The 21,425-nt window shown below is 54.9% G+C and carries 18 protein-coding genes and 1 pseudogene; 11 read left to right on the top strand and 8 right to left on the bottom strand.

Annotation, left to right across the window (positions count from 1 at the left end):
• Window positions 1-86: 86 nt before the first annotated feature.
• On the bottom strand, window positions 87-950 hold the full coding sequence (locus tag FQK12_RS08215; protein WP_014228285.1) for a helix-turn-helix transcriptional regulator: 864 nt from the start codon (window positions 948-950) through the stop codon (window positions 87-89).
• A 109-nt stretch (window positions 951-1,059) separates the two neighbouring features.
• On the opposite strand from FQK12_RS08215, the gene FQK12_RS08220 reads away from it, so the two are divergent.
• Entirely contained in the window at window positions 1,060-2,487 is a 1,428-nt protein-coding gene (locus FQK12_RS08220; protein WP_014228284.1) for an MFS transporter, read from the top strand.
• 77 nt (window positions 2,488-2,564) lie between these two features.
• Window positions 2,565-3,809, top strand: a complete 1,245-nt coding sequence (locus FQK12_RS08225) for a mechanosensitive ion channel family protein (protein ID WP_009654157.1) — start codon at window positions 2,565-2,567, stop codon at window positions 3,807-3,809.
• Between the two features lie 5 nt (window positions 3,810-3,814).
• On the opposite strand, the gene FQK12_RS08230 is transcribed toward FQK12_RS08225, so the two are convergent.
• Window positions 3,815-4,795: a LacI family DNA-binding transcriptional regulator gene (locus tag FQK12_RS08230; protein ID WP_014228283.1), complete on the bottom strand. Its 981-nt coding sequence runs from the start codon at window positions 4,793-4,795 to the stop codon at window positions 3,815-3,817.
• Between the two features lie 211 nt (window positions 4,796-5,006).
• Between FQK12_RS08230 and FQK12_RS08235 the strand changes: the two genes are divergently transcribed.
• The 7 genes from FQK12_RS08235 to FQK12_RS08265 all read left to right on the top strand — a co-directional run bounded on the left by FQK12_RS08235 (window position 5,007) and on the right by FQK12_RS08265 (window position 12,930).
• Window positions 5,007-5,405 carry an NUDIX hydrolase gene (locus FQK12_RS08235; RefSeq protein ID WP_041165303.1) on the top strand — a complete coding sequence of 133 codons (399 nt, stop codon included), beginning with the start codon at window positions 5,007-5,009 and terminating at the stop codon, window positions 5,403-5,405.
• A 681-nt stretch (window positions 5,406-6,086) separates the two neighbouring features.
• On the top strand, window positions 6,087-6,704 hold the full coding sequence (locus FQK12_RS08240) for a LuxR C-terminal-related transcriptional regulator (RefSeq protein WP_014228281.1): 618 nt from the start codon (window positions 6,087-6,089) through the stop codon (window positions 6,702-6,704).
• Between the two features lie 70 nt (window positions 6,705-6,774).
• Window positions 6,775-7,353: a common pilus major fimbrillin subunit EcpA gene (locus tag FQK12_RS08245; RefSeq protein WP_014228280.1), complete on the top strand. Its 579-nt coding sequence runs from the start codon at window positions 6,775-6,777 to the stop codon at window positions 7,351-7,353.
• A 64-nt stretch (window positions 7,354-7,417) separates the two neighbouring features.
• On the top strand, window positions 7,418-8,095 hold the full coding sequence (locus tag FQK12_RS08250) for a hypothetical protein (RefSeq protein WP_014228279.1): 678 nt from the start codon (window positions 7,418-7,420) through the stop codon (window positions 8,093-8,095).
• A gap of 8 nt (window positions 8,096-8,103) precedes the next feature.
• Window positions 8,104-10,641: a TcfC E-set like domain-containing protein gene (locus tag FQK12_RS08255; protein WP_032694584.1), complete on the top strand. Its 2,538-nt coding sequence runs from the start codon at window positions 8,104-8,106 to the stop codon at window positions 10,639-10,641.
• Window positions 10,631-12,250, top strand: coding sequence for a hypothetical protein (locus FQK12_RS08260; protein WP_014228277.1), 1,620 nt, complete (start codon window positions 10,631-10,633; stop codon window positions 12,248-12,250). The genes FQK12_RS08255 and FQK12_RS08260 overlap by 11 nt, the downstream gene beginning before the upstream one ends.
• Window positions 12,247-12,930 carry a fimbria/pilus periplasmic chaperone gene (locus FQK12_RS08265; RefSeq protein ID WP_032694585.1) on the top strand — a complete coding sequence of 228 codons (684 nt, stop codon included), beginning with the start codon at window positions 12,247-12,249 and terminating at the stop codon, window positions 12,928-12,930. The genes FQK12_RS08260 and FQK12_RS08265 overlap by 4 nt, the downstream gene beginning before the upstream one ends.
• 6 nt (window positions 12,931-12,936) lie before the next feature.
• Here FQK12_RS08265 and FQK12_RS08270 read toward each other — a convergent pair.
• Window positions 12,937-13,636, bottom strand: a pseudogene (locus tag FQK12_RS08270) (helix-turn-helix transcriptional regulator).
• A 266-nt stretch (window positions 13,637-13,902) separates the two neighbouring features.
• Window positions 13,903-14,811, bottom strand: coding sequence for a LysR family transcriptional regulator (locus FQK12_RS08275; protein ID WP_014228274.1), 909 nt, complete (start codon window positions 14,809-14,811; stop codon window positions 13,903-13,905).
• A 180-nt stretch (window positions 14,812-14,991) separates the two neighbouring features.
• Here FQK12_RS08275 and FQK12_RS08280 point away from each other — a divergent pair, with 180 nt between their 5' ends.
• Window positions 14,992-15,741, top strand: a complete 750-nt coding sequence (locus FQK12_RS08280) for an SDR family NAD(P)-dependent oxidoreductase (protein WP_014228273.1) — start codon at window positions 14,992-14,994, stop codon at window positions 15,739-15,741.
• 127 nt (window positions 15,742-15,868) lie between these two features.
• Window positions 15,869-16,285 (top strand): Exc2 family lipoprotein, encoded by a 417-nt coding sequence (locus FQK12_RS08285; RefSeq protein ID WP_014228272.1) that lies wholly within the window; start codon window positions 15,869-15,871, stop codon window positions 16,283-16,285.
• Window positions 16,286-16,322: 37 nt separating this feature from the next.
• On the opposite strand, the gene FQK12_RS08290 is transcribed toward FQK12_RS08285, so the two are convergent.
• The 4 genes from FQK12_RS08290 to pheP all read right to left on the bottom strand — a co-directional run bounded on the left by FQK12_RS08290 (window position 16,323) and on the right by pheP (window position 21,284).
• Complete coding sequence (locus tag FQK12_RS08290) at window positions 16,323-17,474, bottom strand: Gfo/Idh/MocA family protein (protein ID WP_014228271.1); 1,152 nt, start codon at window positions 17,472-17,474, stop codon at window positions 16,323-16,325.
• On the bottom strand, window positions 17,474-18,499 hold the full coding sequence (locus tag FQK12_RS08295) for a sugar phosphate isomerase/epimerase family protein (RefSeq protein WP_014228270.1): 1,026 nt from the start codon (window positions 18,497-18,499) through the stop codon (window positions 17,474-17,476). Before FQK12_RS08295 ends, FQK12_RS08290 begins: the two co-directional genes overlap by 1 nt.
• A gap of 16 nt (window positions 18,500-18,515) precedes the next feature.
• A complete protein-coding gene (locus FQK12_RS08300; protein ID WP_014228269.1) occupies window positions 18,516-19,757 on the bottom strand; it encodes an MFS transporter in 1,242 nt (413 codons plus the stop codon).
• 150 nt (window positions 19,758-19,907) lie between these two features.
• A complete protein-coding gene (gene pheP / locus FQK12_RS08305; protein ID WP_014228268.1) occupies window positions 19,908-21,284 on the bottom strand; it encodes a phenylalanine transporter in 1,377 nt (458 codons plus the stop codon).
• Window positions 21,285-21,425: the final 141 nt, after the last annotated feature.

The following is a 21,425-nucleotide window of genomic DNA, read 5'->3' on the forward strand; positions in this document are numbered from 1 at the left end:
CCGGCGAACCTTACCCGCGGAGGATTTACCCCTCTGGCAAAACGTGGCTGGAGAGTCCCGCTCTGACTCTCCAGCAATATATGGTTTTATTTATCCAACCACGCCAGCGCCCGCTCGCCCGTTTCATCCATCGGCAAATAGACCAGCAGGCGCGAGCCGTTGCGCGGGGCCGAGTACCAGTACATCTGCTGCAGGCTGAAGCGTCCGAGCTGCGGATGGTTAAAGTGTTTCACCTGATTTTCCACCCCGCGTACCTCATAGCGCTGATGCCAGAGCGCCTCGAACTCCGCCGACGCGGCGAAAAAGCGCGCCAGCTTATTCTCCCACAGCGGATCGCCGCGGTGCTCCGCCATCGCCGCGCGGAAATAGGAGACAAACGTCGCCAGCACGTCGCGATTTTCAATACGGCTGCGCCAGGTTTCATTGGTCAGATACAGATAAATGCAGTTGCGATCCTCTTCCGGAATGGTGGCGAAATCGATGCCCATCAGGCGGCAGAAGCTGTCGTTCCACGCCACAATATCGAAGCTCGGCTTCTGAATACTGGCGGGCTGCGGCATCAGGCTATCGAGCATCCGCCGGGTGCCGGGGCTGATGCCTTCGCATACCGTGACCTGCGCGGCTTCCGGCGGCGTCAGTCCGGCCAGGACAAACAGGTGCCGGGTCTCCAGCGGGCTGCACTGCAGCGCGTTCGCCACCGACACCAGCACGGCCTCGGACGGATTCACTTCCCGCCCCTGCTCCAGCCAGGTGTACCAGGTGACGCCGACCTCCGCCAGCATCGCCACCTCTTCCCGCCGCAGGCCCGGCGTGCGTCGTCGGCCAACGCGCGGCAACCCCAGGCGCTGCGGATCGAGGCTCTCACGCCGGGCGCGCAGAAACGCCCCCAGCTGTTTACGGGCATCATCGGGCGCGGCGATCGTCGATTCACGTTGCGGCATGGTCGTCATAAAACCTCCAGCATGGTAGTGCCAATACCAGTATAAGCAGGAACTGGTACCCGTTTAATTTATCGGTGATGCTACGGCCATCCGCTGAATGACGCAATGGAGAGATCCGATGAATTCGTCTGCTGTTTCACCCGGCCGCGCCGGTTTATTCCTTCTGTTGACCGGCCAGATGCTGCCGCTGATCGACACCTCGATCGCCAACGTCGCGCTGGACTCCATCACCCAGTCGCTGAACGCCAGCGCCACCCAGCTGGAACTGATCGTCGCGCTGTACGGCGTCGCCTTTGCCGTTTGCCTGGCGATGGGCAGCAAGCTTGGCGATAACTATGGCCGCCGCCGTCTGTTTATGTGGGGCGTGGCGATTTTTGGCGTCGCCTCCCTGCTGTGCGGGATGGCGAACTCCATCAGCACGCTGCTGGCGGCGCGCGCGGTCCAGGGCGCCGGCGCGGCCCTGATCGTGCCGCAGATTCTCGCTACGCTGCATATCACCCTCAAAGGCACCGCCCACGCCCGGGCCATCAGCCTCTACGGCGGCATTGGCGGAATCGCCTTTATCGTCGGTCAGATGGGCGGCGGCTGGCTGGTCTCGGCGGATATCGCCGGTTTAGGCTGGCGAAATGCCTTCTTTATTAACGTGCCGATCTGCCTGCTGGTGCTGGCCTTCAGCCCGCGATACGTCCCGGAGACCCGGCGCGAAGCGCATTCGCGCATCGACTGGCAGGGCACCTTCAGTCTTGCGCTAATCCTCTGCTGCCTGCTGTTTCCGATGGCGCTGGGGCCGGAGCTGCACTGGCCGTGGACGCTGCAGCTGATGTTAGCTGCGGTGCTGCCGCTGCTGGTCTGGATGCGGGCCAGCGCGCTGAGCAAACAGCAGCGCGGCGAGCAGCCGCTATTGCCGCCTCGCCTGCTGAAGCTCACCAGCATTCGCTTTGGCATGGCCATCGCCCTGCTCTTTTTCAGCGCCTGGTCCGGGTTTATGTTCTGCATGGCGCTGACCATGCAGGCCGGTCTGGGGATGGCGCCGTGGCAGTCCGGCAACAGCTTTATCGCGCTCGGCGTGGCCTACTTCATCTCCGCGCTGTACGCGCCGAAGCTGATTGCCCGCTACAGCATGGGGCGCATTTTGCTGACCGGCCTGTCGGTGCAGATTGTCGGCCTGCTGCTGCTGAGCGCGACCTTTTATCGCCTTGGTATCCACACCACCACCCTGGCGCTGGTCCCCTCCACGGCGCTCATCGGCTACGGGCAGGCGCTGATCGTCAACAGCTTTTACCGTATCGGGATGCGCGATATCAGCGCCTGCGACGCCGGGGCCGGGAGCGCGATTCTCAGCACTCTGCAGCAGGCGACGCTGGGCCTGGGCCCGGCAATTCTCGGGTCGCTATTCTTAACCCTTGCCCAGCGCAGCGGCGGCGACTATCCCCGGGCGCTGATCGATTTCCTGGCGGTGGAAGTGGTGATGATGCTGGTCCTGGGCGCCATCGCGCTGTGGCTACGCCATCACCTTAACGTCCGTCCGGCGGTAGCGACCCCATAATTCACAACAGCGTAACCTGCGATTTGCATAATAGACATCCAGCGGTCATCATAACCGCTGGATGTAAAGGAGACGTTATGCAGGAATTCATATCGCAAATCGCCGCATTAGGCATCAAAATTACCCCCACCACCTCACTCATTATTATCTTCGGCATTATTTTTCTGACGGCGATTGTCGTTCATCTTATTCTGCACAAAGTGGTGCTGCGCACCTTCGAAAAGCGGGCGCAGGCCAGCAGCCACCTGTGGCTGCAAATTATTACCCAGAACAAACTGTTTCATCGTCTGGCCTTCACCCTGCAGGGGATTATCGTCAACGTGCAGGCGGTGTTGTGGCTGCAAAAAGGCAGCGAGGCCGCGGAAATACTCACCACCTGCGCGCAGCTGTGGGTGATGATCTACGCGATGCTGTCCTTCTTTTCGCTGCTGGATGTGGTGTTCAATTTATCGCAGAAATTCGCCACCGCTTCTCAGCTGCCGCTTAAAGGGATATTTCAGGGTATTAAGCTGGTCTGCGCGATTATTGTCGGCATTCTGGTTATCTCCTTACTGATTGGCCAGTCGCCGGCGATTCTGATTAGCGGACTCGGCGCGATGGCCGCGGTACTGATGCTGGTATTCAAAGATCCTATTCTTGGCCTGGTGGCGGGAATTCAGCTCTCCGCCAACGATATGCTCAAGCTCGGCGACTGGCTGGAGATGCCAAAATATGGCGCCGACGGCGCGGTGATTGACATCGGCCTGACCACGGTGAAGGTGCGCAACTGGGATAACACCATCACCACCATTCCAACCTGGTCGCTGGTTTCCGACTCGTTTAAAAACTGGAGCGGTATGTCGGCATCCGGTGGTCGCCGCATTAAGCGCAGCCTGAATATCGATACCACCAGCATTCATTTTCTTGATGAACAGGAGCAGCAGCGCTTAATTCAGGCCAGACTGCTGAAGCCGTATATGGATTCACGTCATCAGGAAATCAGCCTGTGGAACCAGCAGAACGCCGCCGATCAATCGATATTGAATCAGCGCAGGATGACCAATATCGGCACCTTCCGCGCCTATTTGCAGGAGTATTTGCGTAATCATCCGCGCATCCGTAAAGATATGACGCTGATGGTGCGCCAGCTGGCGCCGGACGCCAGCGGCCTGCCGATTGAGATTTACTGCTTCACCAACACCGTGGTGTGGGCGGAATATGAAAGCATTCAGGCGGATATATTCGATCACGTCTATGCCGTGGTTGACGAATTCGGCCTGCGGATCCATCAGTCCCCTACCGGTAACGACATTCGTTCGCTGGCGGGCGCGGTGTCTCAGTAATATCCTCAGGCACTGGCGCGGGAAATGACGCGCCAGTCCATCATCACCCGCTCGACCGCGGCGTCGGGATTGTCGATTCTTTTCATCAGCAGCGTGACCGCCGTACGGCCAATCTCGCGCGAAGGCTGTTCCACGGTGGTCAGCTGCGGCGATACCACTTCAGCCAGTTCGGTGCCATCAAAACCGACCACCGCAATATCTTCCGGCACCCGCATTCCGGCCTGAGCGATAGCCCGCAGCGCGCCCGCCGCCAGCGAATCAGAGACGGCAAACACCGCGTCCGGCTGCTCTTCCTGCGCCAGCAGCGTCTCCATCGCCTGTTTACCGGCCGCGGCGCTCAGATCGCTGGCGTAGATCACCTGTTGATACGCCAGTTCGCGAACGTGCAAAACGCTTTTATAGCCGCGCTCGCGCAGGCGCGAGTAGCGATAGCTGAGATCGTGGTTGATTAAAGCAATGCGTTTACGCCCGCCGTCAACCAGCCGGGAAACGGCGCCCTGCGCCGCGTCGACGTCGTTGATGCCGACGCAGGAGATGCTGCCGTTATCGGCATATTCCGCGCACTGAACCCAGGGCGCGTCGCCGATCATGGTGGTGAGTTCCGGCAGGCTGGAGAGCGCGTTCATGGTGATGATGCCGTCGACCATTTTGCCGGAGAGCAGCTGCAGCCCAGAGGTTGAACGGGCTAAATCCGAACCTGAATTACACAGCAGGATCCGGTAGCCGTTCTTTTCCGCCTCTTCTTCAATGCCCTTGACCACTTCGGCGCAAAAGGGGTTGGCGATATTAGAGACCATCACCAGAATCATATTGCTGCGGGCCGTTCGCAGCTGGCGGGCCAGCAGATTCGGCTGGTAGTTACTCTCTTTGATCGCCTGCAGCACACGTTCGCGATTCTTCGCTTTAACGGTATCGCTGTTATTCAATACCCGCGATACCGTCGCCACCGAGACGCCCGCCAGGCGAGCGATTTTCTGAATTGACATAGAGGCTGCACTTCCCGCATAGACGTTATATTTCGCAGGCTATCATAAATGAGCCCCGCCTGCGCCGTCAGCAGGTTTTGCGATAATCGACGGGATTGATTAGCACGCTAAGGTCGCTATCATGATAGCGCCGGCGTTGTTTCGCGAGAGATGAAACGTACGCTGGCCGTTGAACATCATCGGCATATAACTGGGGTATCTCTTGAACACAATAAAAAATATTCATATCGCGGCGGCAGTGATCGCCGACGGCCAAGGACGCTGTCTTTTAGTGCGCAAACGAGGGACTGAGTACTTTATGCAGCCCGGTGGAAAGCCTGAAATCGGGGAAGCCCCGGAAGCAGCGCTGATCCGCGAGCTCGAAGAGGAGCTCAACTTCATCGTCTCACCTGAAGAACTGGTCCCGTTAGGCCACTTCACCGATACGGCGGCAAACGAGCCGGGCCATACGGTCTCTGCGGATATCTTTCAGATAGCCACCAACAGAGCGAGCTTTACACCGACGGCAGAAATAGAAGAAGTTATCTGGTATACGCCGGGCCAGGATCGGCATATTAAGCTTGCTCCCCTTACCGAGAACCACCTGCTTCCTCTGCTGAAAGGGGCGTAAGCGTCCGGGGCGCATCGAAAGTATTCGCTCATTTGTCTGCAAGTCAAAATCCACGCTGCCATCGTCCCGGGTGCGCTACGGCGGCTTGCAGGCAGAGCCAGTTCAGGCTGAAGCGCCATGTCTCTCCGAAAATCCTTTGTCCTCTTCTTCTGTTTAAGATTTAATGCATCCTTCTGATTCACTCCCCTTCAAACGCCGACGCGTTTTAGTGCATAAAAACGCCCTGTTTTGTACGCCAGATCATATTTCACCAGACTATCCTTTCCCCATTAATCCAAAATATCGCAACTTTCCCTTACAAAAAGCAGGTGTTTACATAATAAACCTCATAAAATAAAACAAAATAAAAACACAAAACTAACAAAAAGTGATGGGATAGCGTTTTTTTTGACTTATTGTGCTGTTTTTTTTTAACCAATCTTCTCCCATTCAGCGAGAAAATTCCTGGTCACCATGGATAATTCTTAAAGAGGAATCGACATAAAACTCTGCATCTTCAGATTTTTCTTATTCATTAGAGTAGGTTAGTATAAATCCAGACAGTTTTTGGCATTAAGAATTTACACATTTTTCATCTATATAACCATCCAGAAATTAAAGTTGTCACATTTATTAACTAGCCATAATATAGCCACATCACTGAACGATAGGGTAAGACAATATAGGGAAATAAATCGACATATGGCTCCACAGAAATATGAGAAGGTATACTGCATAAGCTGTCAGTATCAATGCGAAATCTATCCCCGACCAACGATAAAATCGATTAACTGCATTGAAACCCGCTATTGCGTATGGCCCGATAAAAACATCTATTTAAAAAATGGTGTGCATTGTTTTTTAATTAACAAGCACTACAACTTCTCTAATTCTGGCTTTATTTTTGTTGATTTTTCTCGCTACAACATCAGATTATTCACCAATAATAAATGGCTTGAATATCTGATCAAAACAGGATTGCGGGTAGTGTTGATTGCCGACAGATTAGCACAACCGCTCGCGCTGTACTGGAAACACCGCTGTCAGCAGATAATTTCGATTATCAACGCCAGCGATACCCGGCATGAGATTGGAAAGAAAATACAGCTTTCGTTTCTCGGTCAAAGAGATGGTCGAGGTTACCGCCAAAAACTCAGCGACCAGGAAGTGTTGGTTCTCGATCTTTTACTCGCAGAAAAGTCGATTAAGCAAATAGCCAACGAATTGCAGATGGCCGAAAAAAGAATCTACGCAATCAAGCTCAGCTTGCAGAATAAGATGGGAGGCAGAGGGAAGTTAAACATTATTCTATCTGGATAAAGTCATTATCAGTATTTGTAGCAATAACTCCATAAATGGAACTAACTTAATTATTCTCAGGAAATTTAAAATGAAAAAAATCGTATTAGCGGGTGTTGTGGCTGCGGCTCTTATCTCTTCCAACGCAATGGCTGACGTGACCACTTCCGCCACGGCAAGCTGGGATGCAAGCGCAACTAAAGACACCACCAGCGCGCTGGTCGTCACTCCGCTGAAATCCCTGAACTTCCAGTACGCTGAAGGGATTAAAGCGTTTAACGCCCAGAAAGGCGCTTTTGACATCACCATCCAGGGCCAGTCTGGCGCGACCGACTTCACGCTGACCTCTCAGATCGTCAGCAACACCCTGAGCCGTACCACTGATGCCTCTACTCTGGCCGTTGGTGTGAGCTGGAACGGCAACGCGCTGAACAAAACCACGCCGGTAACGATGATTGATACCGCCAACAACATCTCCGCGGGTCTGGATGCGCTGGCTGTCGCTACCGCCTTCGCAGGCGCCGATCGCGTCAGCACTCAGGGTAACTTCGATTTCACTGTCGACTCTGCGACTTCTGACGGCAGCACCGCCGCTGAGTTCAAAGATTTAACCGACGGTTACTGGAGCGGCGACGTTCGCGTTCAGTTCAACGCGGTCTGGACTATCTAATCAGGTGTAGCCAACACCTGTCCGGTATGACAAGGAGGCTTCGGCCTCCTTATAAGGATGCGCCATGAAACTGAATCCATTATTACTCTCTCTCTTCTTATTCACCGTGACGCCCTCCTCCTATGCGATTAATGTCGGAGACGTCACCTCAATAATGGGGCCGGATGCCTCGACTCTGGCAAAAGAAATCATTAATACCACCGATACGGCGCGTTACGTTAGCGTCAGCGTGGAGCGTATCTCATCGCCTATGGCCGGCGGCAAGGTTATCCCGATGGCGAGCAGATCGGAATTATTATCAACGCCAGCCAGTCTGATATTACCCGGAAATGCCAAAGAGAACTTTCGTTTTTTTTACAAAGGACCTCAGGACAACCAGGAACGTTATTACCGCATATCCTGGACCGATGAGCCGGTGACCGAATTCGAAGCCAGCAAGAAGAAAAAACAGGGTGAGGCAACGACCTCTGCCATTATTGGTACCATTCTGGTGGTCGCGCCGCGTGAAGAAAGATTTGACTATCGTCGCGATAATGACACGGTCACCAATACCGGCAACGCTTCATTCCGCGTTATCTCCTACGGGCCCTGTCGTGATAAAGCGAAGGATGAGGGTCAAGGCTGCCGTGAACGCTATTATGTCATGCCTGGTGTCAGCGTAAAAATAAAGCATACCGATCTCACCAACAAACAAACGCGAATTGGAATATGGCACGGTGAGCAATATATAAATGTAAACTGAGTAACATTATGGATAATCTTGGTTATGTCAAAGGGACGTTGTTCGCTGGGTTATTGATCACGGTAAACCAGGGTTGGGCAGCTAATGCTACAGCGCCAGTGAAAGTCAGTAACTATGTTATTCCTTCGGTATTTGCTAACGCGTTATATCAGGGCATGACGGTCCCTGTTTTTATTCGTTATGAAGGCGATAATAGTACCCAACGCAGCCAGCAAAAAATCGCCGATGCTGTCCTCACAATCAAGGATAATGAGTTTCGCCTGAACCAGATCGCGCTGAGCGATCTCCCTGAGCGAACCGAATTATCACCGCAGATAAAATCGTTGCTCAACGAGATGCAGGACAAAAGCATCGGCGACGGTCAGCGCGTTTATATCAACAAAGACGCCTCACTTTCACTCGATACGCGTTCCTTTTATCTTGAGCTGACGGTTAACCGGGCAGCCATGCAGGCCGCTATTTTGCCGCGTACCAACATGCTTGGGGAATCCACTGCTCAGAATCTCTCGAGCGTGCTGAATTACTCGATGGGGAGCTATTACAACAAATATGAGAATACCGATAACGCCAGCAGCTACCTGACGCTGGACAATACCTGGTCGCTGCGCGAGCACCATCTGAACTTTAACGGTTCCCTCTACGGAATTGGTACCGGCAACCAGCAGGGTAAACTGTATCGCTCGATGTACGAACGTGACTATCAGGGACGCCGCTTCGCCATGGGAATGGTGGATACCTGGAATCTGCAATCGATCGCCAGCATGAGCGCCCTGAACTCCAGCCGCATTTACGGCATCAGCTATGGCAATAAAAGCAGTTCCCAAACGCAAGACAATACGCTTGCTCTGGTGCCCGTAACGGTGTTCCTGCCAGCCGCCGGTGAAGTGCACGTTTACCGTGACGGTAAACTGCTCAGCATTCAAAACTTCTCCATGGGCAGCTACGAACTGGATACGTCGCGCCTGCCGTTTGGCATCTACAACGTTGATATACAGGTGGTCGTTAACGGGCGCGTGGTCAGCAGCCGGACGGCGAACATCAATAAAACGTTCGCCCGGAAATCGAGCGTCACCGGCGATCTCTCGTGGCAAACCTTCGCGGGCAGCCTCGAATACAACAAGATGGACTATCGTCACAACTACAACATCAATTATGGTACACGGAATACGTGGATAGCCGGGGTCGCCGCTGCAACCAGCCAACCCTGGCTTTCCGGCGTGAATCTGAAAACCACGCTCTACGGTTTTGACAATAACGGCGTCAATGAAACGGAAGCGAACGTTATTTTCAACAACGCGTTCAGCTTTAACCAGCAGGGGCTGCTCGCTACCGACGGCAGCTGGCAGAGTACCTCCACCTTCAATATGAGTTTACCGGACGGGTACGGCAACCTGTGGGGATCGCGCCAGTACAGTTCCATCGGTAACGCGCTACCGATGCAGCAAAACGACTATGTGACCGTCGGCGCCAACGCGAACCTGCGCAAAATCGCGCCGTTCCTCGGTACGCTGAGCGTCAGCCGAACCAATAACAAATATACCGGGAGCACCTATACCAACGTCGATTACGATCAATCGCTGCTAGCCAATCGCTACGCGACGATTTCTCTGCGCGCCGGTATTCAGAATTATCAGTACAACACCCACGAAAATCTGCGCGATAAGTACGTCAATATTGACGTTTCTATCCCCTTCTCCGCCTGGCTTAGCACCGGCGTGTCCAGCCAGAACGGTAACATGCTGGCGAACGCCACGCTGCGCAAGAGCTTTGACAACAGCGCCATTACTCAGGTGGGAGCATCGGTTTCAAAACAGATTAAACAGAACAAAAATGACGATAGCCGCTATCGCACCGACGATTACGCCGCCAATGGTTACGTCAGCTATGACACCAAATATAACGCTGGCACCGTCTCCGTCAGCCGCTCATCGCAGCACAGTTCAAACTACAGCCTGAGCTCGCAGGGCAGCGTGGCCTGGACGGAAAAAAATATCTATGCCGGAAAAGGCACCCAAACCGCGGGCCTGGTGGTGAATACCCATTTCAGCGGCAAGGGCAGGATGATGGCGCAGATCAACGGCCAGAACTACCCGCTGACCGGCAAAAGCAACTTCATCAGTCTTCCGCCTTACGCGGAATATAAAGTGGAGCTGATGAACGACAAAAATTCGGAAGACAGCGTCGATATCGTGACCGGCCGACGTAACAAAGTCGTGCTCTATCCCGGCAACGTCAGCGTGCTTAACCCGGAAGTCAAACAGCTGGTCACCGTATTTGGCCGGGTGAAAGACCGTCGCGGCGGTTACTACGCCAACGCCGATATTCATAACCACATTGGTAAAACGCGCACCGACGAACTCGGCGAGTTCGCCATGGACGTCGATAAGCGCTTCCCGGTAATCACCCTGGTCGATAAATTCGGCGGCATCTGCGAAGTGGATCTGGATCTGACAGAGGCGAAAGGCGCCGTATGGGTCGGTGAGATCCCTTGTGAGATCCAACAACAAACGGCATCAGTGACTGGAGATGTTAAGAATGTCTATTAAACCCCAGGCCATCATGCTGCTGGCCGGCTGGCTGCTGGCCGCGCCGGCTATGGCGCTCACCGCTACCAACGACGGGAGCGGCAGCAACACCTATATGTTTATCGACAATGATGTCGATGATGAATATTTCATCACCACCAGCTCCCTCTCCCCGCGCTTCACCGGGGCCAATATCTGGACGAAATATAAAACGAACCAGCGTAGTCTGGGATATCTGGGCAACTCGGGCTGGAGTTACAGTAACCGCTATTTTGATCTCTGGATCGACAACTCCCCCATTAACCAACCGTTTCTCGGGCTCCGCTGCATGTCTACTGGCGCAAACTGCCCGGCTTCCGGCTATATCCCTGCGGATGTCCTCGACAAAGACGGTTACTATCACGCGATGTCCGGCAACAGCGTAGCAAACGGTTACTACGGCGCCGGAGTGCTGAGCCAGTCGGCCTATGAGTATTTTCGCAATCAGCCGGTGGGAACCATCGATAGTTTGCAGCTTAATCTCTGCTATATGGACTCCAAAGCCGATTATGACTTTGCTTCCGGCGTTCGCTGTAAAGATCTCCCCAGCGGAGGAAAGTGGGTTTACTATACGATGAACCTCGAAAAGGTCTCGCATCTGACCTTAAACAGTACCGGATCTATGGCGGAAGTGTGGATTGCCAGCGACGGTACGCCAAGCGTTAACCTCGGCTCTGAATTGTGCCAGATGGGCGTAGTCGGGAGCGCTTCCGGGATCATTTGTAAAATGGTGTCTTACAACTTTCAGGAGACCAAAACCCTCACCACCTCACTTGATTTCCGGATGGTTATCGACACGGCGATGCTGGGATTTTCCCCTTCTTCGTCTGACGTAAAGTACAGCGGTGATGGGGCTAGCTGGACTAATTTCGGTACTGCCATTACCTATAACAAGGTTTTCAAGCCGTCAGGCGAGTACGTCTACGTATTCCTGTCCAATGCCTTTTTCCAAAAAGCCCTCAAGGCAGGAACGGATTTAACCAACAAGAATGAACTGTTTACCTTCTATTTTGATAACTCCGTCACCCCGCAATCGGGTTATTATCAGTTCACGCCTTCCACATTAATTAACATCATCCCGCGGGAATACGGTATCAGCATTGTTGCCAGCGACGGGCGTTCTCATCCCAAAGCATCCGGCAAGATCGGTAGCGAAGAGCCCATCACTTTTGAATATAAAGTCACCACCTCCGCGTCGCGTCAGGCCGACAGTATTACCGCCCAGGTCATCGGCGACTCCATCAACATATATGGTCTGCCGTACTGCCTGTTTACCTCAGCGGACGAGACGCTAAAAGTCCCCATCCCGGCCTACCTCGAATGGACGTCCGCTGCCGGTAAAGCGGTAAAAGTCCGCAACAGCTGCGGTGAAAACCCTGTCGATATGACCAACGCCGCCTGGGTACAGACGGCCTGGAACGCTAACGTCAACGATGGTTTCTTTTTTACCACCACGCTGAAACTGCTGTTTCCGATGGATGACCCGCATTCACAGTTCACCACCGATGGACATGACTGGATGGGGACCGTCAGCGCCACCGGGGATGTAAAAGTGACCGCCACATGGGTCGGCGTCGATCGGGGGGTATGATGCAAAAAATCCTGGCCATCGGATTGTGCGGGCTGTGTGTCCAGCCCGCTTCCGCGGTGTACTTTGATTCCATCATTTATGATATGGATGCCAGTAAAGATTTTATCTCCCGGCCGCTAGTCAACGATACAAAAAGCACTAACTTATATACCATTTCGGCTTACAAAATCTCCCGGCCGGGCAACGGTGATGAAATACCGGTGCCCGGTCAGAGCAAAGACCTGGTCTGGTCGCCGCTGCAGTTCACCGTACAGGCCAAAGGTCAGGAATATTTTAAACTCTATTATCGCGGGCCCAAAGATGACGTTGAGCGATATTATCGGGTGATCTTTAAGGAAACGCCCGTCACGGTTTTCCCCTGGCGCATGGATCAGAAAAAAATGGCGGTTGTCCCTTCGGTGTCGATGAGCACGATTCTCATCGTGCGCCCCCGCAAGACGCGATTCCAGTATGAAATTAACGAAGCCACGGGCACCATTAAAAACACCGGCAACACCTATTTTAGAGTCATTCTGCAGAAAGGCTGCAATGGTGACGATGAAAGTTCAACGCAATTTTATATGCTACCAGGGGAGAGCTGGACAGGCCCCGAAGCGAACAATAGCCACAGGAAATATATTGTCGCATTAGGCCGCTATCATCAGTTAGGAAACGGCTGTTTTATAGATTCGCCGGGTTAAGCGCTGCTAATCCAGAGCGGGTATGGTATGCCTGAAGCGCAGCTCGCGCAGGCGATTGAGTCCGCCGAACTTCTTGCATAAAGAGTATTGAAAGCGGTAGACGCTGCGGGTATCGCATGCCATGATGCGGGCGATATCCTGACTGGAATGCCCGTCTGCCAGCAGGCGCAGCGTCTTCATTTCATGCTCAGTCAGCGACGGGGTGCGCCGACAGCGAAGATTCCGCCCCAGCATGATGCGTTTTATTTTCTTGATTAAGCTGCTCAAGCTATCGTTGACCTCCACCACCGACCATAATAATCCGGAGCGGAGCATCCAAAAATTAGCCATGGGCAGCATGCTTTTATCCGCGAGTAAAATAATCTTCAGACCGGTCTCCTGCAGTTTTTCAGCCCAGCCCTCATGCAGAAAATACAAGATATTGTCGAGGGAGAAGTCCACCACCACCATTCCTTCAGGCAGAAAACAGGTGAGTTCACGAAAAACCAAATCATTGACCGCTCGCTTAAAAAAATAGTTTTTATCCGGCCATACAGAAAACTTCCTCTCTCCGCAAAGGGATCGCTCCATTTTATCTTCCGCTTCAATAGGGCAGTTTAAACCACACGCCATACATTTAATCTCACGGTTACCTGCCGGCATTATATTTACCTCTTGAGTGGCTAAAAAATACTTTCAAAAAAGATACATACGTAATACCAAACATACTATAAACAAAATAAATTGCTGCTATTATATTTACTGTAAACAAAGAAAAAAAAGACTAATCTATAATTCCAGACCTTAGGGCAAATAACATTAACACATTTCATTAAATATTTTAATAAAACACCCACTGAATTTAACCATGTCATATTATATAGAAAAATATATCCCCATACTGTAAGCGGGCGTAATATTTATTGTTACTTGATTTATAATCACACGATGAATATTTTTCACAGGCTGCCATTATATGTTGGTTCCTCTCATTTAGCCCCCTTTTACCGCTGCCGGAAATGCCTCCGCCAGCCAGTCGATAAATACGCGCAGCCGGGATGTGACGTGGCGATTCTGCGCATAAACCACGTGAAAGGGATAAGGGGCCGGGCGCCATTTGCTGAGTATTTCCACTAGTGTTCCGTTCACCAGCGCATTTCTCAACGAATATGAGAAGGTCTGCACAATACCCAGCCCAGCCTCCGCAGCCGCGATATGCGCGTTGCTCTCATTTACGCCAAGGTGATGTTCCGTTTTGATCTCCTGACTGATGCCGTTATCCAGAAAGCGGAACGGGAAGGCTCTTCCGCTGGCGGGAGATAAATAGCTGACCAGCCGATGTCCGTTCTTCAGCTCATCGGGATACGCGGGAATGCCGTAGAGCCTGAAATAGCCCGGCGTAGCGCAGGTCACAATCGTTGCTTCGCCGATTTTGCGCGCGATCAGCGTCGAGTCGTCCAGCGGCCCTCCTCTAATCGCGCAGTCGATATTGCCGCTGATAAGGTCCGAGGGGCTGTCAGCGACCGCCAGATCGATGCGGATATCCGGATAGGTCGTCATAAAATCAGCCAGCAGCGGGATCAGCACGTCGCGAGCGGTGGAGCCGCCTACCGCGACGCGCAGGTGGCCCTTTGGCTTATTGCGGGAAGCGCGAAATGAGGCATCAATCTCGTCCAGATCTTTCAGAATTCGCACCGCTTTTTCATAGTATTCACGCCCTTCCGGCGTGACGGTAATGCGTCGGGTTGTGCGCTGCAGCAGGCACACGCCAAGATGCGATTCAAGCTGTTGAATCGCTTTACTGAGAGTGGCGTTGGGCATATTCAGGGAGTCTGCGGCCCGGGTAAAACTGTTGGCTTCGACAACGCGCGTAAAGACTTTAAGGGCTGAAAACCGATCCATTATTCATTTTTCCTGATAATAGCCGCTGATTATTCACCGGTATGAAGAGTGTTTTTCACATTACTCCGTTTTTTGCATCCGTGGCTGACGGTAGAGTGACCCCCGTACTCAGTCGCCAGGTAGTCACGGTAAGTGGATGACTCAATTGGCATATTCATACTTTAGTTAAGGAAGTGCACCATGAGTAAAAAACTTTCGGCAAAAATCGCGTTAGTCACCGGCGGCACCTCGGGCATCGGCCTGGCATCAGCCCGGGAGCTGGCCTCGCAGGGAGCGACGGTCTATATCACCGGTCGCCGTCAGGAAGAGCTTGACGCGGCGGTCGCGTTAATCGGTCCCGCCGCCAGCGGGATCCGCGCCGATGCCTCGGTATTAAGCGACCTCGATAGGGTGTTTTCGACCATTGCCAGCGAATCAGGGCGAGTGGATGTGCTTTTTGCCAATGCGGGCGGCGGCGATATGATGCCGCTGGGCGCCATAACGGAAGAGCACTTCGATCGCATTTTCGCTACCAACGTGCGCGGCGTGCTGTTCACCGTCCAGAAGGCCTTGCCGCTGTTGACCCAGGGGGCTTCCATCATCCTTACCGGCTCGACGGCGGCGGTGAAAGGCACCGCGAACTTCAGCGTGTACAGCGCCAGTAAGGCCGCCGTGCGTAATCTGGCCCGCTCATGGGCGCTGGACCTGAAGGCGCGCGCTATCCGCGTGAATGTGGTCAGCCCGGGGCCCGTCCGTACGCCCGGTCTGGGGGGACTTGTCGCCCCAGAGCAACGTCAGGGGCTCTTCGATATGCTGGCCGCCGACGTCCCGCTGGGCCGCATTGGCGAGCCGGAAGAAGTGGCTAAAACGGTGGCTTTCCTGGCCTCTGACGACGCGAGCTTTATTAACGCCGCTGAAATCTACGTTGATGGCGGGCTGGCGCAGATCTAAAAAATGCTGCCTGAAGCCCCTTGGATTCATGGGTCTTCAGGTGCTACCGTACAGACATAATTAGCCGTTTTGTCCTGTACCTGAATTATCAGAGTACCTTTTCTAATAATTATGGATGATGATATCAATGAAACTAAAAATAGCGTTTATCGCGCTTGGCTGTTCGCTTGCCGCCCTTTCCGGCTGTACCTCCTCAAAATCTTCCCCGGAACGCCACGCTTACTATTTTGTCTCACACCGCAGCGATTTCGTCGGCGGTAACTTCGTTAGTAACCGTCAGGAAAACTACCGCTTAAATCTGCCGAACTTTACCGATATCTATGCCCGCGGCCAGCAGGACAGAAAGTCGGGGATGAGCGAAAGCGACGCCCGCCGTACCGCCGACGCAATCAGGCAGCAGGTGGCTGAGGGCACAAAAACCCAGCACGCATTTACCGGCAACGTCAGCGATAAATGGGATAACGAAATGGAAAATAAAGACGCCGTGCTGTTCGGTAATGAACTGGCCGGAACGTATCTCGACGGCTATTTTGGCGTGAAATAACCCAGCGGGTGCGCGAAATGCGCACCGCGCCTTCGGCTTATCTTTCCACCTTCACCCAGCGCTGCTGCTGATGGCTTTTCACTATCGCCGCAATGATGTACATCACGTCCGCCCCCTCGTAGAACGAGGCGAAACGCCGTGACGATGCCGGCGGCATCTCACCGGCGCGCACCGCCTGATAAAAGCTCAGCATCATATTTTTAAACGCATCGGGCCAGCCTTCATTATGCCCGCCGGGGAAGTGGGCGCTGGCGGCGGCCTCGCCGAGCATCAGGCTCGGATCGTCGCTCAGCAGCTGGTTTGGCCCCTGGCGATGGCCAATCCACAGCCGCTGCGGCAGCTCCTGATCCCAGGCCAGCGAGCAGCGGCTGCCGCCGATCTCCACCGTCAGGCCGTTTTTTCTCCCGGCGCTGACCTGCGAAACGATAAAGCTCCCCTTGCTGCCATCGTCGAAGCGAAACAGGACCGACCCCAAATCTTCGGTATCGACGGGCCGCGCTTCATACGCGATATCATCGCGATGCTGGCTGAACGTCGCGTCGCCGGCCACGGGCGCCTGGCGCGTCGGCCAGACGATGGAGAGATCCGCCATCACCTCCACAATGCGTCGGCCGGTCATAAACTGCACCGTATCGCACCAGTGGGAACCAATGTCGGCCATCGCCCGCGAGGCCCCGCCCAGCGCCGAATCCACCCGCCAGTTATAGTCGGTCTCCAGCAGCATCCAGTCCTGCAAATAGCTGCCGTGCACCGCAAACAGCCTCCCGACATCGCCGTTGCGCATCATCGCCGCCGCCTGCTGCACCATGGCAAACTGGCGATAAACAAAGCTGACGCCATGAATCACCCCGGCGCTTTCCGCCAGCGCCACCAGCTCACGGGCCTCCTCCGCGGTCATGCAGAGCGGCTTTTCCGAAAAGACGTGCAGTCCGGCGGAGAGGATCTGTCGGTTAATCCGCGCATGCAGATGGTTCGGCGTACAGTTATGCACCACCTGTAGCCCGGGATGCGCCAGCAGCGCCTCAACGCTACCGTAGGCGTGCGCCACGTTGAGCTGGCGCGCCTTCTGCTGCGCCATCTCCAGCGAACCGTCACACAGCGCCACCACCTCGATGTCGCCCACCCGGCGCAGCGCTTCCAGATGCGCCGGCCCGATAAATCCGGAGCCAATAATGCCGACCTGAATCATTATTCCCCCTCCTTGCCTGCGGCGAAATCGTCAAACGCCCGCCCGGAGACCGGGATGATATGGCGGCGGATAAACTCGCTGCCTTCGCGCGCGCCGACCTCCGCGTCCTTCAGGCAGCACTCCCACTCCAGCACCGCCCAGCCGTCAAAATCATACTCGGTGAGCTTGCTGAAAATCGTTTTGAAGTCGATCTGCCCGTCGCCCAGCGAACGAAAACGCCCCGCCCGCTGCTGCCAGTTCTGATAGCCGCCGTAGACCCCGCTGCGCCCGTCGCGGCGGAATTCGGCATCTTTGACGTGAAACGCTTTGATTCGCGAATGATAGATATCGATGTAACCCAGGTAGTCCATCTGCTGAAGATGAAGGTGGCTGGGGTCATAGAGCATATTGCAGCGCGGATGGTTATCGACCCGCTGCAAGAAACGCTCGAAGGTCACGCCGTCATGCAGGTCTTCGCCGGGATGGATTTCGTAGCAGACATCCACGCCCTGTTCGTCAAAAACATCCAGCAGCGGTCGCCAGCGCCGGGCCAGTTCATCGAAGGCCTCATCGAGAAGCGGCTGATTATGCGGCGGCCACGGATAAAAATAAGGCCACGCCAGCGCCCCGGAAAAGGTGGCATGCGCCTTCAGCCCCAGACGCGCCGAGGCCACCGCCGCCTGGCGTACTTTTTCTACCGCCCACTGCTGGCGCGCCTGCGGGTTACCGCGCAGCGCGGCGGGCGCAAACGCGTCAAAGGCCGTATCATAAGCCGGATGAACGGCCACCAGCTGCCCCTCAAGATGGGTGGACAGCTCGCAGATCGCCAGGCCCTGTTCCGCCAGGATACCGCTCACCTCATCGCAGTAGGTCTGGCTCGCGGCGGCGCGTTCAACGTCGAAAATCGCCGGATGGTTACAGGGGATCTGCAGTGCCTGATAGCCCAAACCGGCGGCCCACTGCGCCAGGCCCTCCAGGGTATTAAACGGCGCCTGCGCGCCGATAAACTGCGCCAGGAAAATGCCCGGTCCTTTGATTGTTTTCATACCACCTCCTGAAAAATTAACGCTGCTCTTTCTCGTTGTACTGGAAAGAGAAAAGGAAAATCAGCGCGATAACCGCAGCGGCCACCGCCGGGATCCACCAGAAGGTCACCCACGCCTGCGGTACGCTCTGGCCTGCCACCAGATGGTTGTACAGCGCGCCGGAGATCTGCGACCCCAGCAGCATGCCGATACCGTAGGTGAACATCACGATCATGCTTTGCGCCTGGCCCTTCACTTTTTCACCGGCCACGCGGTCGGTATAGATAAAGCCGACAACAAAGAAAAAGTCATAGCACACGCCGTGCAGCAGGATGCCGAGATAGAGCAGGAAGCGCCCCTCTTCGCTGACCCCCAGCGCAAAGAAGGCGTAGCGCACGAACCACGCCGCCATGCCGATCAGCAGCATGTATTTCACCCCGAGGCGGCGGAACAGCAGCGGGATCACCAGCATAAAGAAGATTTCTGACATCTGACCGAACGACATCGCGGTGCTGACGTCCGCGATGCCGGCATCCGCCAGATAAGAGGCGGTATAGGCGTAGTAGGTCCCCAGCGGAATCGAAATCAGCGTCGCGCAGAGGGAGAAAATCAGGAAGTGGCGCGTTTTCAGCAGCGCGAAAGCGTCGGCGCACAGCAGATCGCGAAACTGGACCGGCGTCCCTTTCGCCGGCGCCGGCGTGTGCGGTAGCGTCAGGCTATAAACGGCCAACGCCGCCGAGCAGAGCGCCGCCAGGGTAAAAATGCCGGTGGTATCGGAGATACCGGTGACGCCGATAAAGATACCGGCGATAATCCAGCCGATGGTGCCGAAGACGCGTACCACCGGAAAGGTTTTATCGACGTTCGCCAGGCTGTGGAAAGCGATGTTGTTGGTCAGCGCCAGCGTCGGCATATAGCACAGGGTGTAGCCGAACAGCAGGCCAATCAGCAGCGCGCCGTTTTGCGCCACCAGCGCCTGCGGGACAAACCACAAAATAACCGCTCCGGCCAGATGCATCACCGCCATCACCTTCTGCGAAGCGAAAAAGCGATCGACCAGCATTCCCAGCACAAACGGCGAGAGAATAGACGCAATCGGCCCGGCGGAGAAAGCATCGCCGATCAGCAGCGACATCTCATAGCGGGTCATCACCAGCCCCAGCGTCACCGACCAGCTACCCCAGATAAAGAACTGCATAAACATCATTAACGACAGCCGCGGCACCAGAAAACGGTGGGCTACGCGGGGACTTTCACGACCTTCGGTTGTTGTGACCATTTCGACCGCCCTCAAAAAGTAATCGATTACAAATACACTCAAATAAAAAGTAATCGATTACAAAAAGAAGATCGCGGGTAAAATACGCTAAGCGCGAAGACGATCACAATAAAAAGAGATAATGCCCCGCCGGACGACGGGGCGATCGCGCTACGCCGGACGGCGCAGGGTTTTAAAGGCCACAAACAGGAACAGGATCCACACCGGCAGCAGAATCGCCGACAGGCGCATCCCGTCAATGGTGCACATCAGCACCAGGATCAGCCCCAGAAAGGCGATACAGATATAGTTTCCGGCGGGCGACAGCAGCGCTTTAAACTTCGACTCGCGCCCCTTGCGCCGCTGGGCGGCGCGGAACTTGAGGTGCGCCAGGCAGATCATAATCCAGTTCAGCAGCAGCGTCGCTACCACCAGCGCCATCAGCAGACCGAGGGCTTTTTGCGGCAGCAGGTAGTTAAGCAGCACCACCAGCGAAGTAATGACTCCCGATAGCAGCAGGGAGTTGACCGGCACGCCGCGCTTGCTGACGCGGGCGAGAAACTTCGGCGCATTGCCCTGCACCGACAGACCGAACAGCATCCGGCTATTCGAGTAAACGCCGCTGTTATAAACCGACAGCGACGCTACCAGAATCACGAAGTTCAGCGCGGAAGCCACCACGTTGCTGTCGAGATTATGAAAGATCATCACGAACGGGCTGCTGTCGGATTTGATTTCCACCCACGGATAGAGCGCCAGCAGAACCACCAGCGAACCGATATAAAACAGCAGGATACGATATACCACCTGGTTAACCGCTTTCGGGATGCTCTTTTCCGGGTTCTGCGCTTCCGCGGCGGTAATGCCGATAAGCTCCAGTCCGCCGAAGGAGAACATAATCACCGCCAGCGACACGATCAGGCCGTGCCAGCCGGTGGCGAAGAAACCGCCGTGTTTCCACAGGTTATCGATTCCCGCCTTGCTGCCGCCGTGGCCGCCGAACAGCATCCACAGGCCAAAGCCGATCATGCCGATAATCGCCAGCACCTTAATCAGCGCGAACCAGAACTCCGCTTCACCGTACAGGCGCACGTTCACCAGGTTTACGGCGTTGATAATGATGAAGAACGCGGCGGCCCAGATCCACGTCGGCACATCCGGCAGCCAGTACTGCATATAGATCCCGGCGGCGGTCAGCTCCGCCATCCCGACCAGCACGAACATCACCCAGTAGTTCCAGCCGGAAAGAAAACCGGCGAACGGGCCCCAGTATTTATAAGCAAAGTGGGCAAAGGAGCCTGAAACCGGTTCTTCGACGACCATTTCGCCCAGCTGGCGCATGATCAGAAAGGCAACTATCCCGGCGACGGCATAGCCGAGCAGTACGGCCGGTCCCGCCATTTGAATCGCCGGCCCGATGCCGAGAAACAGGCCGGTACCGATGGCGCCGCCAAGGGCGATAAGTTGAATATGTCGGTTCTGTAAACCGCGATGAAGCGTCGGGCCGCTTTCCTCTACGGCATCCGACGACGTTGACGCGTCTTTCACGTCGATCCCCTGTGTGTATATATGAAGGGGCACCTTTTAACACTTATACCCGTCATACTTCAAGCTGCATGTGCGTTGGCTTTTCTCGCTCACCCCAGTCACTTACTGGAGTAAGCTCCTGGGGATTCCCTGCGTCGCCGC

The sequence above is a fragment of the Klebsiella sp. ME-303 genome (genome assembly GCF_007910085.1).
Taxonomy (GTDB): Bacteria; Pseudomonadota; Gammaproteobacteria; order Enterobacterales; family Enterobacteriaceae; genus Klebsiella; species Klebsiella michiganensis.

What these genes read in the sequence shown, in the direction of transcription:
- FQK12_RS08215 (WP_014228285.1), bottom strand. Translation starts at nt 950, where the DNA reads ATGACGACCATGCCGCAACGTGAATCGACGATCGCCGCGCCCGATGAT.
- FQK12_RS08220 (WP_014228284.1), top strand. Translation starts at nt 1,060, where the DNA reads ATGAATTCGTCTGCTGTTTCACCCGGCCGCGCCGGTTTATTCCTTCTG.
- FQK12_RS08225 (WP_009654157.1), top strand. Translation starts at nt 2,565, where the DNA reads ATGCAGGAATTCATATCGCAAATCGCCGCATTAGGCATCAAAATTACC.
- FQK12_RS08230 (WP_014228283.1), bottom strand. Translation starts at nt 4,795, where the DNA reads ATGTCAATTCAGAAAATCGCTCGCCTGGCGGGCGTCTCGGTGGCGACG.
- FQK12_RS08240 (WP_014228281.1), top strand. Translation starts at nt 6,087, where the DNA reads ATGGCTCCACAGAAATATGAGAAGGTATACTGCATAAGCTGTCAGTAT.
- FQK12_RS08245 (WP_014228280.1), top strand. Translation starts at nt 6,775, where the DNA reads ATGAAAAAAATCGTATTAGCGGGTGTTGTGGCTGCGGCTCTTATCTCT.
- FQK12_RS08250 (WP_014228279.1), top strand. Translation starts at nt 7,418, where the DNA reads ATGAAACTGAATCCATTATTACTCTCTCTCTTCTTATTCACCGTGACG.
- FQK12_RS08255 (WP_032694584.1), top strand. Translation starts at nt 8,104, where the DNA reads ATGGATAATCTTGGTTATGTCAAAGGGACGTTGTTCGCTGGGTTATTG.
- FQK12_RS08260 (WP_014228277.1), top strand. Translation starts at nt 10,631, where the DNA reads ATGTCTATTAAACCCCAGGCCATCATGCTGCTGGCCGGCTGGCTGCTG.
- FQK12_RS08265 (WP_032694585.1), top strand. Translation starts at nt 12,247, where the DNA reads ATGATGCAAAAAATCCTGGCCATCGGATTGTGCGGGCTGTGTGTCCAG.
- FQK12_RS08275 (WP_014228274.1), bottom strand. Translation starts at nt 14,811, where the DNA reads ATGGATCGGTTTTCAGCCCTTAAAGTCTTTACGCGCGTTGTCGAAGCC.
- FQK12_RS08280 (WP_014228273.1), top strand. Translation starts at nt 14,992, where the DNA reads ATGAGTAAAAAACTTTCGGCAAAAATCGCGTTAGTCACCGGCGGCACC.
- FQK12_RS08285 (WP_014228272.1), top strand. Translation starts at nt 15,869, where the DNA reads ATGAAACTAAAAATAGCGTTTATCGCGCTTGGCTGTTCGCTTGCCGCC.
- FQK12_RS08290 (WP_014228271.1), bottom strand. Translation starts at nt 17,474, where the DNA reads ATGATTCAGGTCGGCATTATTGGCTCCGGATTTATCGGGCCGGCGCAT.
- FQK12_RS08295 (WP_014228270.1), bottom strand. Translation starts at nt 18,499, where the DNA reads ATGAAAACAATCAAAGGACCGGGCATTTTCCTGGCGCAGTTTATCGGC.
- FQK12_RS08300 (WP_014228269.1), bottom strand. Translation starts at nt 19,757, where the DNA reads ATGGTCACAACAACCGAAGGTCGTGAAAGTCCCCGCGTAGCCCACCGT.